We start from the raw sequence: 13097 nt of genomic DNA, 5'->3' as shown, positions 1-13097 counted from the left end.
GACCGCCTACAGCATGGGAAACGCCGCTGCTGGCGGCGGCGCCTCAGGTGTCGCCGCCGGTCTCGCCAGCGTCGGAAAAGCGGGCGTCAGCGCCGCAACGAACCCGCTTCGCCGTTCCATGAGCGAAAGCTACCGCTCAGGTTCGCGCGCAGCCTTCGAAGCGACCGGCGGCAAGTTCAGCAATAGCCCCGAGCCCGCCACGTCGACAAACGACGGGCCACCAGCCTGGGCGCGGCGCATGAAACAACAGCAAACCCTTCACCACGGCGCCGCCGTCGCAGCTCATGCCGTTCGCTCTGGCGACCATGGCGGCGGCGGGACCGCTGTCAGCCTTTCGGAGAAATCATGATGTTCCGTCGCCCGAGCGTTCGCTATTCCAAGACCCCTGAACCCGTCACACCCTATCAGAAAGCCGCACAGGTCTGGGACGAGCGTATCGGGTCCTCCCGCGTGCAAGCCAGGAACTGGCGACTGATGGCGTTCGGCTCGTTGCTGCTCTCAGGCGGGCTTAGCGCTGCTCTGGTCTGGCAGTCCACACAAGGGACGATCACGCCCTATGTCGTCGAAGTGGACAGGCTCGGCGCGGCGCAAGCCGTGACGCCCGCCGCCGCCGACTTCCGACCGACCGATCCGCAGATCGCTTACCACCTCTCGCGTTTCATCGAGAATGTGCGCCAGATTCCCGCCGATCCGATCGTGCTGCGCCAGAACTGGTTGCATGCTTATGACTTCACGACCGACAAGGGCGCGCTGGCGCTCAACGACTACGCCAGAGTGAACGACCCCTTCGCCAAGGTCGGCGACACGCAGATCTCCGTCGAAGTCTCCAGCGTTATCCGCGCCTCCAAGAGCAGCTTCCGCATCGCCTGGATCGAGCGCCGTTACGCCAACGGACAGCTCGCCGCGACCGAACGCTGGACCGCCATTCTCACCATCGTTCTGCAACAGCCGCGCGACGCCGAGCGCCTGCGTAAAAACCCGCTCGGCATCTTCGTCAACGCCATCAACTGGTCCAGGGAGTCCGCCCAATGATAAAAACACTTCGCCTGAACAAAGCCTCCATGACGGTCCTCCTCGCCGCGACAGCGCTCTCGGGATGCGCGACCTTCAAACCGCCGGAGATCGCTTACGACACCCCTCCGATCGAAGCGACGCTTCTTCCCGAACCGGCGCGTCCGGTGCGGATCGTCGAACGCACCAGCCCACTGCCGCTGCCTGGCCAACTCAAGCCGATCAACGGGGGAGACCGAGCGCCGGAATCCGCCGATCCTGCAGAACGGGTGAGCCAAGCAAACGCCGCCGCTCGGATGGAGCCGGTGCGTGACGGTTTCATCAACGCTGTGCAACTCTATCCCTACACCGAGGGCGCGCTCTATCAGGTCTACGCATCGCCGGGGCAGATCACCGATATCGCCCTGCAGCCCGGAGAGAGCCTGGTGGGCTCCGGTCCGATCGCGGCCGGCGACACGGCGCGCTGGATCATCGGCGACACTCAGAGCGGTTCAGGGGATGATCAGCGCATCCATATTCTGGTCAAACCGACGCGGCCTGATCTTCAGACCAACCTCGTCATCAATACGGATCGGCGGACTTATCATCTCGAACTGAGAGCGAACCCGTCCGCCTATATGGCGTCCGTCTCCTGGACCTATGCCGAAGACGCCTTGATCGCGCTCAGGCGGCGCAACGCCGAGGCGGAAGCAGCCTTGCCGATCGGACGCGACGTGGCGCTCGACTCCTTGCGCTTCCGCTACCGGATCGAGGGCGACCGCGCGCCTTGGCGACCCCTGCGCGCCTTCGATGATGGGCGGCAGGTCTTCATCGAGTTCCCGCGCGGGATCGGTCAGGGGGAAATGCCTCCGCTCTTCGTCATCGGACCGGAAGGCGAAGGCCAGCTCGTCAACTACCGTATCGCCCGCAACTACATGATCGTCGATCGGCTTTTCGCCGCCGCCGAACTAAGTCTCGGCGACAGGCAGAAACGTGTGCGGATCGTCCGCACCGACGGGGTAAGCCGCGACGGTCAAACCGCTTCTCGTCCTGGCGCCGCGGGGCCGCGCAAATGAGCGACGATAGAGAACCCCGTGAGGAAAAAGAGATCGCCGCCTCCTTGCGGCTGCGCGCCGATCCGCCAAGGGTCATGCGTCTCTCACGTCGCACGCTGACGGTTCTTGGCGCGGCCAGCGGACTCGGTCTCGGCGCCATCCTGATTGTGGCTCTGCAAGATCGCAAACCGGCCGATGGACCGCCGGAACTCTATTCGACCGAGCGCATCCAGGCAGCCGAAGGTCTGTCGCGCCTTCCGACCGACTACACACGCATACCGCAACTTGGACCGCCGCTGCCCGGTGAACTCGGGCGGCCGATACTGTCCGCTCAACAACGCGGTCAGCCCGTGCCGGCGGTCGTCACTGCGCCTGCCGTCGATCCGGACGAACAGCGCCGGTTTCAGGAGTTGGAGGCGGCCCGGCTCAGTCGACTTTTCGCCGAAGCCAAGACCGCCATTGGCGAACAACCGCAAACTTCGCCTGTGGTCGCACCCATGCTGTCCGATCCCGGATCATTCTTTCCCGCGAGCGCAACCGGCGCCACGCCAGACGCGGCGGACAGGTGGGAAGGATTTCTCGACGAACCCGTTGACCGCCGAACGACGGCCGCGGATCGACTCGTCGACCCGCCAAGCCCCTATGTGGTCCAGGCCGGTGCGGTCATTCCGGCGGCGCTGGTCACGGGTCTGCGCTCGGACCTTCCCGGCCAGATCACCGCGCAAGTGACCTCCAATGTCTATGACAGCCCGACCGGTCGCTTCCTGCTGATCCCCCAAGGCGCGCGCCTCATCGGTGAATACGACAGCCGCGTCGCCTTCGGGCAAAGCCGCGTGCTGCTGGTATGGACGCGCCTGATCCTGCCCAACGGGCGCTCCATCGTTCTCGAACGCCAGCCCGGCGCCGACGAAGCGGGCTATGCCGGGCTCGAAGATGGTGTGAACAATCATTGGGGCAGGCTGTTCATGGCGGCTGGGCTCGCCACCGTCCTGAATATCGGAGTGGAATTGGGCGCCGACGATGACGATGACATTGCTCGCGCCATTCGTGAGGGGACCCAGGACACGATCGGGCGCGCCGGGGACGAGATTGTCCGCCGTCAGATTTCCATCCCGCCGACTCTGACCATTCGCCCCGGATTCCCAGTGCGCGTGATGGTCACGCGTGACCTCATCCTCGAACCCTATCGGAATTGACCCATGACCAAATTGAAACTCGGCGCCATACCTGATGACAAACCTGTCAAACTGAACATCGAACTGCCCGCCGATGTGCACAGGGACCTTGTCGCCTATGCCGAAGTGCTCGCGCGTGAGACCGGACAGAAGAACGAAGCCGCAAAGCTTATCGCACCTATGTTGGCGCGGTTCATGGCGACAGATCGTGGTTTCTCGAAATCTCGAAAAAGTGGCCGGTCGCCTTACTCCCCCCGGTCAACGTCGGAACCACAAATCACCTGATGTCCGAAGCTTCATCATCACGGCCATCCAGGCATCGAGCGTTCAATCACCAAAAAAGCTTCGCCTTCCGGTGGCTACCGCCTGTGAGGAACCTGGCGGGAGGGCTGGATCGCCAGCTGTCATGTCCTGTTGAGTATAGCTGTCTTTGTGGGAAGAAAGCAGGGTGGCAGTCGTCGCGATGCGCACAGTTGCCTCCGCCTTGCGCAATTTCGATATGATTTCTTAAGGCCGAAATCGCTTTACCTCCATGAATGCAGCCAGGTGATTCTTTGTTCGTGGCCGCGTCCAAAAGGATCGGGTCAGTGCGCGCATTCTGATGCATGTCCATGTGGTGTTCCTCCGGCGAAGTTGACGTGTCGGAACATCAGTCTCCTTCGGCATCGCCCAATGGACAACCTATTGAAAATTCAAATCCAGGCGCAAAGAACGAGGTGTGGAATCTGTCCAATACTCTGGATGCGGCTTCGAAGCAGAAAAAGTGGCCGAACTCGCCCCAAAATCAGACCTGATTGTGGATTATTGAGTGTCAACTGGAATGCGCGGAGAAATCGCTCTCGCAAGGGCGCTCTGACGATTGGGAAGGTTTACGATCTCGGCTGCGATAAGACGTTCGCCGCATTTCAGATGCGTTTCCAAAGTTGGTGGATGCTGAGAAGCATCGCTGCGAACCAGATCGTAACCGGACGATATTCCGACCGCCTGAACCTTCATGTCTTTGAGATCGGACCAGAACCGTGGGGGAACTGGGGTAGGACGTTCTTTGTTGCAAATGGCCGCTGCCGCAATCTGGGCCTGCGTGGTTGCATTGTGAATGGTTTCGATACGCAGTTTTCCGGATGCGAATTCGTTTTCACCGCGGGCACAATCTCCGATTGCAAATATTTCGGAGTCAGATGTCCGCATGTCCTGATCGACGCAGATACCATTGTCACATTCCAGGCCCGCGGCTTCGGCAAGCGCAATATTGGGTGTTGCACCAATCCCCGCCAACACGAGATCGGTCTTTATTTGGGATCCATCGCCAAGATGGATCGAGGAAACGCGGCGATCAGCGGCGCCGAACCTCTCAATCTTCTGATTGAAGAGAAACTGAACACCGGCATCTTTCAGCTTCTGAGTAACGAAATTGGTTGTTGCGGGTGAGGCAACGCGGGCCATGGCGCGAGCGGCGGCCTCGACAACAGTGACGGTTCTCCCAAGATTGACCGCGGCAGAGGCCACTTCGAGCCCGATAACACCGGCGCCAATGATTGCAACGTCGCGACAGCCAGGATCGCTCAAGGCTTGGCGAAGCCTTGCCGAATCGCCCAGGTCTCTCAGATAGTGGATCCCTTTCAGGTTCGCGCCCTTCGCATTAAGACGACGCGGCGATGCCCCTGTGGCAAGGATCAAGGTATTGAATTTCATCGTCTTCCCGTCCGCAAAGTGGATTCTACGCTTATTCCTATCAATCTTGACGACCTTGCGCGCCCGCATCAGGTCGATGCGATTGTCTTCGTAGAATGAAAGAGGACGTATCAGAGTTGGCTGCGGTCTATCCGGTCCCTGCAGCCACGCCTTGGACAGAGGCGGGCGCTGATAAGGCAGCGACACCTCATCGCCAATAAGTTTTATCGCACCTTCGTAGCCATTCATGCGCAAGGTTGCGGCAGCATTTGTTCCGGCCGCTCCATTGCCGATAATCACAGTTGTGTTCATGTTTCTTTCCTCCCCGGGTTTACCGATTGTTTAGATGAGGCTAAGCGAGCGCGCAGCCATTACTGCCTCGGTGCGATTGGCGACGTTTAGACCACGCAAAATTTTTCTGAAATGCCACTTCACGGTGTCTTCCGTGACATGCATGCGCACTGCAATTTCCTTGTTGCTCAGCCCAAGTGCGGCATGTTGCAGGACGATTACCTGCTTCTGACTTATGGGGGCCGATCTATATGCAAAGGGGCGTTCAGTAATCTGCACATCATGCGCAGGTACTTTGGTCCTGGCGACCTGAGTTGTCCGTTGATCCAAGAACGCTTTCGCCGCTGGACTGATGACACGCAGAAAATGCCGCCTGTTTATCAAGGACCTGAAAGCGCCCAGTTGTTGTGCCTTCAGATCGGCATCGGCGATTCTTTTCAGCGCCTGCTTTTTTTCGCCCATCAGATAAATTGCAGTCGCAAGCGTATATTGCGCCCTGATTTCTCCGCGTTGGTCTCGGACGGCGGAAAAGTTGGAAAGGGCTTTTCGAGCGTGCATCTCGGCCAGGCCCAGTTTGCCGTCTCGCAGAAATCTTGAGGCTTCTAGCAAGACGATTTCCGCCTGGATGGCGCGATTCTGGTTTGGCAGAAACAGCAGGTCTTCGTCGGACGGAAGCGGCTCGGTCGAGAGCGGAGTGCTGGTTCGGGTTCCCATAGCAAAGACTTCGGAGCCCAATCGCACCAGAATGCCCAGCCGCTTCAGACCGCGATCCTTTGCCATCAGGCGGCAACGTTCAAGCAACAAGAACGCCTGCAATGTGTCACCCTGGCGAATATAGATCTCGGCCGCGCTTCGGACGGTGTTCCACACCACATCCGTCACCCCGAATTCCAGCGCAAAATCCAGAGCCTCTTGCACAAGACGCTCATCGGGTGTGATCGACTCTTCTTCTGTTTGGACCTGAAGCTCGAAGGCCGCGAGCATTCCTTTGATAAAGGGTGTGCGCTCATGGGCGACGTTTTCGTTTTTCTGTGCGCGACGAATCTCGCTGCGCGCGCCATAGATGTCGCCATTGAGCAGCTTAGCCAGAATCCCAGCAGCAGCAAGCCAGCCAAACGCATAACGGTGACGGACCGCGCCGCTCACGACCGTGGCGGAGGCTATTTGATCTGAAAGGGCAGCAAACTGCCTGCCGGAAGCGGCGATGAATGCTCTGCACGTCTGTGCCGCGGCATGGCCGACAGGATTGGCCGACCCATAGGTATCAACCCAGGCCGCGCATCTTTCATCGCTTTCTTTCAATTCATCGTGGGTGGCAAGACCGATGGCATGCACCAGTTTCCCCCAGCCATTCGAATCTTCCTCCTCCGAAGGTGCGGAAACCCTCTGGTCGTTCAGCCTGGAAAGCACATCCTGTGCTTCCTGTGCGCGCTGACTGAAGTACAGCACCCAAGCATATCCGATAGCCAAGGATGGCATCTGAAGCAGTTTGGCTCTGGGAATGCCCGTGAACCAGATCGTCAAAGCCTCAATCTCTCCTTGTCTCAGGGCTAGATCTAACAGAGCTTGATCAGTTAGCCGTTTGGCCCAGCTGTGATCGTGTGCGCGAAGAGCAACATCCACGACCAAACGGTACTCTTTTTTTCGCCAATGCCAGAATGCGATACGTTTTAGGAAATACGACCGACGCGAGCCATTTGCTTCGTTGAAACGATTGCGCAGGTACTCTCTCAGGGCCCGGTTCATTTCATAGCATTTTGGTTTTTCATCGCTGGACATCAAAAGCCCGTGGCGCGATGCTAGTTCTGCCAATTTGCAACTGGAATCGTTAATCTTGAACACATAATCGCTGCAGTCTGCCGTGATTTCCTCCAGCCAACTGGCGTTAATCAGGTGATCGAGGAGCGGCCGCGTAATCTGTGCCAGTACGTCGGTTTCGAAGTATGCCTGAACCTCTGAAAGGTCAGCGATCGCGTCGCCTGATGCTTTCGATTTGCCAGCCAGTGCGCATAGAAGCGGCCAACCAGCCGTCTTGTTGTATATCTTCGTCGCCCGGTCGGCTTCCAACGGTAGAATTGAACATGTCTCGTCAAGAGTGAAGCTTAACTCTCTTGGACCGATCGTCACCACATGCGAAACTACCGACAGGGTGACCAACGTGCCCGGTTGGTGCCCGCTTACTACCAGTCGAACGGCTTCTGGCGTTTCCAGGGTGATCGTTTTCAGAAATCTCTGTGTGGCGGCAGAGTCAGAAACGCCGTCCAAGCAAATCATGACGGGTCTTTTCCAATCGAAAAGAAGGCGCAGTGCGATGATCTCTGGGCCGCGATCACCGGACGTGACGGGAAGGTCCGGTGGCGAAAGCATTGCGACAATCGCGGTTGCAATAAGGTCCGCTTCAGAGACGCTCTCTGGCCAGAACGACGACAGGTCCAGATAGATACAATCGTCTCCTCGGTCGGCAGCCGATTGGGCGCACAAGGCGATCTGCACTGATTTGCCGAAGCCGCGAGGTGCCTGATAAAGGAGGCATTTCGCGCCGGGGTGTCCCGCAATATCCAGTCTGTCACGTCTCAGGCAGCCCTGAGTCAATTTCTTTTGACGGACATTCATGCGTTCCAGAAAATCGTAGATGTCGTTCGGGATTGCGCTGGAGGTCTTAATCATCCCTCCCTCCCTGAAAGTGATGTATCGTAGGCGTGCCGACATCTTACCTAGCGCACAAAAAACTCTAAACTACACGAACGTGTAGTTGTGGGGTGACCTGATTGAGAGGCAGCTTAATTCCAAGCGGCAAGAAGCAGCAAGTACGAAAAGGAGATGCTCTTCTGGCCAATACAGAAACTTACAATAGCCTTTTCCTTGGGAGGAGTAGACTAATGAGCGATCTAAGCCAAGCGTCCACGGCGCAAGCTGGCGCCGATGAAGTATACGTTGATAAGAAACGGTATTTTTGGATTTTGTCCGTATTCTGGCCGGCAACGCCGCTAATCGGACTGTATCTGGTCTCGGTAACCGGCTGGAGCATCTGGTACGGGACTGTGCTGATTTTATGGTATCTGGCGGTTCCGATGCTGGACGCTATGTTTGGCGAGGATTTTTCCAATCCCCCCGAATCGGCCGTACCTGATCTTGAAAGAGACCGATATTATCGCGTGCTTACTTATCTGACGGTGCCCATGCATTATGCGGCTTTGATCGGGTCTTGCTGGTGGGTCGCAACCCATTCTCTGAATGCGCTCGAATTCGTCGCGCTGGCACTGTCGCTGGGGGTCGTCAACGGTTTGGCGCTGAACACCGGCCATGAACTCGGTCACAAGAAGGAAGCTTTTGATCGCTGGATGGCAAAACTGGTGCTGGCAGTGGTGGGCTATGGCCACTTCTTCATCGAACATAACAAAGGGCACCACCGTGACGTGGCCACCCCGAAAGACCCGGCAACCTCGCGTATGGGCGAAAACATCTATTCTTTCGCAACCCGCGAAATCCCCGGGGCTTTCAAACGCGCTTGGGAGCTAGAAGAGGTGCGCCTTGAGCGGAGTGGTAAGAGCGTCTGGAGCCTGGATAACGAAATTCTTCAGCCGCTGATCATTACCGTCGTTCTTTACGCCGGGCTGCTGGCATTCTTCGGGCCCATCATGCTTGTGTTCCTGCCCATTCAGATGGCGTACGGATGGTGGCAGCTGACTTCGGCCAACTATATCGAGCATTATGGCTTGCTGCGCGAAAAACTGCCCAACGGCAAGTATGAGCATCAGAAGCCGCACCATTCGTGGAACTCGAACCATATCATGTCCAACCTGATCCTGTTCCACCTGCAGCGGCACTCGGACCACCACGCGCACCCGACGCGGTCCTATCAATCCCTGCGGGACTTCAAGGATCTGCCTGCGCTTCCTTCGGGCTATCCCGGGATGTTCTTTGCCGCGCTGATCCCCTCCTGGTTCCGGTCGATCATGGATCATCGTGTCCTGGACTGGGCCAAAGGCGATCTGAACAAGATCCAGATCGAACCCGGTATGCGCGACTACTATGACCGCAAATTCGGGTCGGTCGCACCTGCGCAGCCTGCCGCAATGCCCGCCGAATAAAACCCAAGGCTTGGCATCTCAGACAAAGGCGTTGGCCCCGATGGGGCCAACCCTGACCTGACAAACAGCCCCTTGCTCGCACTCGAAGACGGGGCCGCAGACACAACCGACAGAAAATCTGGGACGACGCATGTGCTTGCCTGTCAACTCATGTGTGTAAGGGAGGAATGAACAATGGCCAAATATCAATGCCCGGATTGCGGATACACCTACGATGAAATCCAGGGCCACCCGCATGAAGGTTTCCCGCCGGGAACGCCGTGGTCGCAAGTGCCCGAAGACTTTGCGTGCCCCGATTGCGCGGTCCGCGACAAAGAGGACTTTTTGCTGATCGGAGAAGCCGCAGCGCCTACACCAACCCCGGCACCGGCACCGACATCCGCTCCGGCCCCGGCACCCGCACCCGTGGCGGTTGCCGCTCCTGCCGCCGCACCGCCGCCTGCTCCGGTGGCACAGGCGGCCCCCGCCGCCGGAACCGCCTACCGGAAATGGCTTTGCATCACATGCGGTCATATCTACGACGAAGCCCTTGGCGACGAACACGAAGGTTTTCCGCCGGGAACTTTGTTCAGCCAGATCCCCGATGATTGGTGCTGCCCGGACTGTGGTGCCACGAAAGAGGACTATGTCCTCTACGAAGAAAAATAAGAGCGTGAACATGAATCAGGTTGCCTCATTTCCCGCCAAAACAGCCGGTGCCGATGACATCCGAGCGGCGTTTGACACCCAGCTTCGAGCACAACTTGCCCGGCGGGCGGTCTTTGACCGCAAGGCACGTATCGCACAGCTGGACCGCCTGGCAGAGGCCGTCAAACGGAACGAGGACAAAATCATCGCGGCTTGCGCGGCTGATTTTCGCAAACCCGCCGAAGAAGTGAAACTGACCGAGATCTTTCCTGTGCTTCAGGAAATCCGGCACACCAAACACCATCTGAAGTCGTGGATGCGCCCCAAACGGGCGCGCGCCACTTTGGGGGTGTTTGGCACCAAGGCACGGGTTCGCCCCGAGGCCAAGGGTGTATGCCTGATCATCGCGCCCTGGAATTATCCGGTGAATCTTTCGCTCGGGCCGCTGGTTTCGGCAATCGCGGCCGGCAACAGCGCCATTATCAAGCCGTCCGAAATGACACCGAATGCGGCCCAGGTCATCACCGACATCGTGGAAGAGGCGTTCACACCGGATCTGGTCAAGGTCATCGAAGGCGATGCCTTGGTTTCCCAGGAGCTTCTGTCACTGCCCTTCGACCACATATTCTTCACGGGCAGCCCGGCGATCGGCAAGGTCGTGATGGAGGCGGCGGCAAAAAGCCTGACATCGGTCACTCTGGAACTTGGTGGCAAGTCGCCCACTATCGTCGGGCCCAACGCCAATATCAAAAAGGCCGCGCGAAACATCGTCTGGGGCAAGTTCTCAAACAACGGTCAGACCTGTATCGCCCCCGATCATGTGTATGTGCACCGCGATGTATCGGCCGCGTTCAAGACCGCGCTTCAGGCCGAGATCGGTCGGGTCTATGGGAAAACGCCCGAGGCACAAAAAGCAACGCCCGACTATTGCCGGATCGTGAACGATAGGCATTTTGACCGGCTGCGCAACCTGATCGAGGATGCCCGTGCCAAAGGCGCAAGTATCCTTCAGGGCGGTCAGACCGATGCGGGCCAGAACTTCGTTGCCCCGACGCTGATTTCCGAGGTTTCGGATGATATGGAAATCACTCAGGAAGAGCTGTTCGGGCCAATTTTGCCGATCATCGAATATGTTGATCTGGACAAAGTTATCGACAAGATCAACGCAAACCCCAAGCCCCTTGCTCTTTATATCTTCGACAAAAGCAATGACTTCGCTGACCAGATTATCACGCGCACCTCTTCGGGCGCGGTGGGCGTAAACCTTACTGTTGTGCATTTCCTGCACCCGAACCTGCCATTTGGCGGCGTCAACAACTCCGGCATCGGGGCGGCCCATGGGGAATATGGCTTCAAGGCATTTTCGCATGAAAAAGCTGTGCTGGAGGAAAAGCATTCGATTACGCACATGCTTTTCCCGCCTTACACGGGCTTTGTACGCCGCCTCATAAACATCGTAGTCCGGGTGCTTGGATAACAGCCGCCCGGAACCAATAGGGAGATAAGAAATGTACGACTATATCATCGTCGGCGCCGGATCCGCCGGTTGCGTTCTGGCCAACCGGTTGTCTGCAAACCCGGCAAAACGCGTCGCGCTTATCGAAGCGGGCCCAAAGGATAAGAACCCCCTGATTCACATGCCAGTGGGGATCGCATTGTTGGCCAATAGCAAAAAGCTGAACTGGGCATTCGATACCGAACCACAAGAACATTTGAATGGCCGTAGACTGTTCTGGCCTCGTGGCAAAACACTGGGCGGGTCGTCGTCCATCAACGCCATGGTCTATATCCGCGGGCACAAGGCCGATTACGACTACTGGGCGTCCGAGGCAGGCACGGATGTCTGGGGCTGGGACCGCATGACAGACCTGTTCAAGCGGATCGAAGACAACCATCGGTTCGGAGCATCCGATAGTCATGGTAAGGGCGGCGAGCTTTCCGTGAGCGAGCTGAAAACCGTGAACCCTTTGAGCCGCGATTTCGTACAGGCTGGGCGTGAATTGCAGATTCCTCACAACGGCGATTTTAATAGCGGTTCGCAAGAGGGGCTGGGCATGTACCAGGTCACGCAAAAGGACGGAAGGCGCTGGAGTTCGGCGCAAGCCTTTCTGCGGGGGGCTGAGTCCCGTTCCAATCTTGAAGTCATCACCGACGCCCGTGTGACCCGCGTCGTCATGGCAGAAAAGTCCGCAACGGGTGTCACCTTGCGGCAGGGCGGCGAATATCGCCAACTGCGTCTCAATGCCGGCGGCGAGGTGATCCTGTCTGGCGGGGCCGTGAATTCGCCTCAACTTCTCCTTCTGTCAGGTATCGGGGATGCCCAAGAAATTAAACGGCATGGTCTAGCCGTCGTTCACGACCTTCCCGAGGTGGGCAAGAACATGGCCGACCACCTCGATGTAACGATTATGCATGCTGCTAGCTCACGGCGCCCGATCGGTGTCGCGCCCAGCTTTCTGCCGCGTGGCATTGGTGGTTTGTTTTCCTACATCTTCAGACGTAAAGGGCTTCTCACGTCAAATGTTGCGGAAAGCGGTGGGTTCATTAAGTCGTCCCCTGACCGCGATAGGCCGAATGTTCAGTTTCACTTCCTGCCCACATATCTGAAAGATCATGGCCGCAAGATCGCTTTTGGTTATGGCTATACGCTTCACATCTGCGATCTTTTGCCAAAGAGCCGCGGCTATATTGGCCTCAAAAGCCCGGATCCGATGGACGATCCTCTGATTCAGCCGAATTATCTTGGGGATCCGGAAGATATGAAAACGATGATTGCGGCCTTTAAAGCCGGGCGCAGGATCCTCGAAGCTCCGGCAATGTCTGCGCACAGCAAATACGAAGTGCACCCCGGCAAATCCGTACAGACCGACGATGAGATTGCGGCATTCATTCGGGAAAGCGCAGAAACAATCTATCACCCGGTTGGCACATGCCGAATGGGTGCGGACGAGGCTTCAGTTGTAGATCCGGAACTAAAAGTTCGCGGTGTATCTGGGCTGCGAGTGGTGGACGCATCCATCATGCCAAGCCTTGTCGCCGGCAACACAAACGCCCCGACCATGGTCATCGCTGAGAATGCGGCCGAGATCATTCTGGGGCAGGTGCGTATTTTTGACAGGAGTCGTTCAGTTGCCTGAACTTTATGATGAAAAGCGAAAAACAGTCCGGTGTCAGGGGGCGATGGGGTTTATTGTAAG

General features: G+C 57.8%; 10 protein-coding genes and 1 pseudogene. 9 read left to right on the top strand and 2 right to left on the bottom strand.

Annotated elements, in window-relative coordinates:
- From B8783_RS18260 to B8783_RS18240, 5 genes and pseudogenes are all read left to right on the top strand, one after another.
- Positions 1 to 349 (top strand): annotated as a pseudogene (locus B8783_RS18260) (P-type conjugative transfer protein TrbL); the annotation flags it as partial.
- On the top strand, positions 349 to 1032 hold the full coding sequence (gene trbF / locus B8783_RS18255) for a conjugal transfer protein TrbF (protein WP_084421854.1): 684 nt from the start codon (positions 349 to 351) through the stop codon (positions 1030 to 1032). The pseudogene B8783_RS18260 and the gene trbF, both read left to right, overlap by 1 nt.
- Complete coding sequence (gene trbG, locus B8783_RS18250) at positions 1029 to 2066, top strand: P-type conjugative transfer protein TrbG (RefSeq protein WP_139792419.1); 1038 nt, start codon at positions 1029 to 1031, stop codon at positions 2064 to 2066. The genes trbF and trbG overlap by 4 nt, the downstream gene beginning before the upstream one ends.
- Positions 2063 to 3241: a TrbI/VirB10 family protein gene (locus B8783_RS18245; protein ID WP_084421850.1), complete on the top strand. Its 1179-nt coding sequence runs from the start codon at positions 2063 to 2065 to the stop codon at positions 3239 to 3241. The genes trbG and B8783_RS18245 overlap by 4 nt, the downstream gene beginning before the upstream one ends.
- Before the next feature lie 3 nt (positions 3242 to 3244).
- Positions 3245 to 3505, top strand: a complete 261-nt coding sequence (locus B8783_RS18240; RefSeq protein ID WP_084421848.1) for a DUF2274 domain-containing protein — start codon at positions 3245 to 3247, stop codon at positions 3503 to 3505.
- Positions 3506 to 4021: 516 nt separating this feature from the next.
- Here the strand turns inward: B8783_RS18240 and B8783_RS18235 are convergent.
- Both B8783_RS18235 and B8783_RS18230 read right to left on the bottom strand, forming a co-directional pair.
- A complete protein-coding gene (locus tag B8783_RS18235) occupies positions 4022 to 5203 on the bottom strand; it encodes an NAD(P)/FAD-dependent oxidoreductase (RefSeq protein WP_009802140.1) in 1182 nt (393 codons plus the stop codon).
- A 30-nt stretch (positions 5204 to 5233) separates the two neighbouring features.
- The gene (locus B8783_RS18230) at positions 5234 to 7849 is read right to left on the bottom strand and encodes a helix-turn-helix transcriptional regulator (RefSeq protein WP_084421846.1); all 2616 of its coding nucleotides are present in this window, start codon (positions 7847 to 7849) and stop codon (positions 5234 to 5236) included.
- A 212-nt stretch (positions 7850 to 8061) separates the two neighbouring features.
- On the opposite strand from B8783_RS18230, the gene B8783_RS18225 reads away from it, so the two are divergent.
- The 4 genes from B8783_RS18225 (at position 8062) to B8783_RS18210 (ending at position 13037) form a co-directional block, all read left to right on the top strand.
- Positions 8062 to 9273, top strand: coding sequence for an alkane 1-monooxygenase (locus tag B8783_RS18225; RefSeq protein ID WP_009802138.1), 1212 nt, complete (start codon positions 8062 to 8064; stop codon positions 9271 to 9273).
- A gap of 174 nt (positions 9274 to 9447) precedes the next feature.
- On the top strand, positions 9448 to 9921 hold the full coding sequence (locus B8783_RS18915; RefSeq protein ID WP_040612567.1) for a rubredoxin: 474 nt from the start codon (positions 9448 to 9450) through the stop codon (positions 9919 to 9921).
- 10 nt (positions 9922 to 9931) lie between these two features.
- Positions 9932 to 11377, top strand: a complete 1446-nt coding sequence (locus B8783_RS18215; protein ID WP_084421844.1) for an aldehyde dehydrogenase family protein — start codon at positions 9932 to 9934, stop codon at positions 11375 to 11377.
- Positions 11378 to 11408: 31 nt separating this feature from the next.
- On the top strand, positions 11409 to 13037 hold the full coding sequence (locus B8783_RS18210; protein WP_084421842.1) for a GMC family oxidoreductase: 1629 nt from the start codon (positions 11409 to 11411) through the stop codon (positions 13035 to 13037).
- Positions 13038 to 13097 lie beyond the last annotated feature (60 nt).

This window comes from Henriciella litoralis (assembly GCF_002088935.1).
Classification (GTDB): Bacteria; Pseudomonadota; Alphaproteobacteria; order Caulobacterales; family Hyphomonadaceae; genus Henriciella; species Henriciella litoralis.
This window is presented reverse-complemented; position numbering and strand designations above follow the sequence as displayed.

Excerpts from the sequence above, each read along its gene's own strand:
- B8783_RS18230 (WP_084421846.1), bottom strand. The coding sequence starts at position 7,849 with ATGATTAAGACCTCCAGCGCAATCCCGAACGACATCTACGATTTTCTG.
- B8783_RS18240 (WP_084421848.1), top strand. The coding sequence starts at position 3,245 with ATGACCAAATTGAAACTCGGCGCCATACCTGATGACAAACCTGTCAAA.
- trbG (WP_139792419.1), top strand. The coding sequence starts at position 1,029 with ATGATAAAAACACTTCGCCTGAACAAAGCCTCCATGACGGTCCTCCTC.
- B8783_RS18915 (WP_040612567.1), top strand. The coding sequence starts at position 9,448 with ATGGCCAAATATCAATGCCCGGATTGCGGATACACCTACGATGAAATC.
- B8783_RS18210 (WP_084421842.1), top strand. The coding sequence starts at position 11,409 with ATGTACGACTATATCATCGTCGGCGCCGGATCCGCCGGTTGCGTTCTG.
- trbF (WP_084421854.1), top strand. The coding sequence starts at position 349 with ATGTTCCGTCGCCCGAGCGTTCGCTATTCCAAGACCCCTGAACCCGTC.
- B8783_RS18215 (WP_084421844.1), top strand. The coding sequence starts at position 9,932 with ATGAATCAGGTTGCCTCATTTCCCGCCAAAACAGCCGGTGCCGATGAC.
- B8783_RS18225 (WP_009802138.1), top strand. The coding sequence starts at position 8,062 with ATGAGCGATCTAAGCCAAGCGTCCACGGCGCAAGCTGGCGCCGATGAA.
- B8783_RS18235 (WP_009802140.1), bottom strand. The coding sequence starts at position 5,203 with ATGAACACAACTGTGATTATCGGCAATGGAGCGGCCGGAACAAATGCT.
- B8783_RS18245 (WP_084421850.1), top strand. The coding sequence starts at position 2,063 with ATGAGCGACGATAGAGAACCCCGTGAGGAAAAAGAGATCGCCGCCTCC.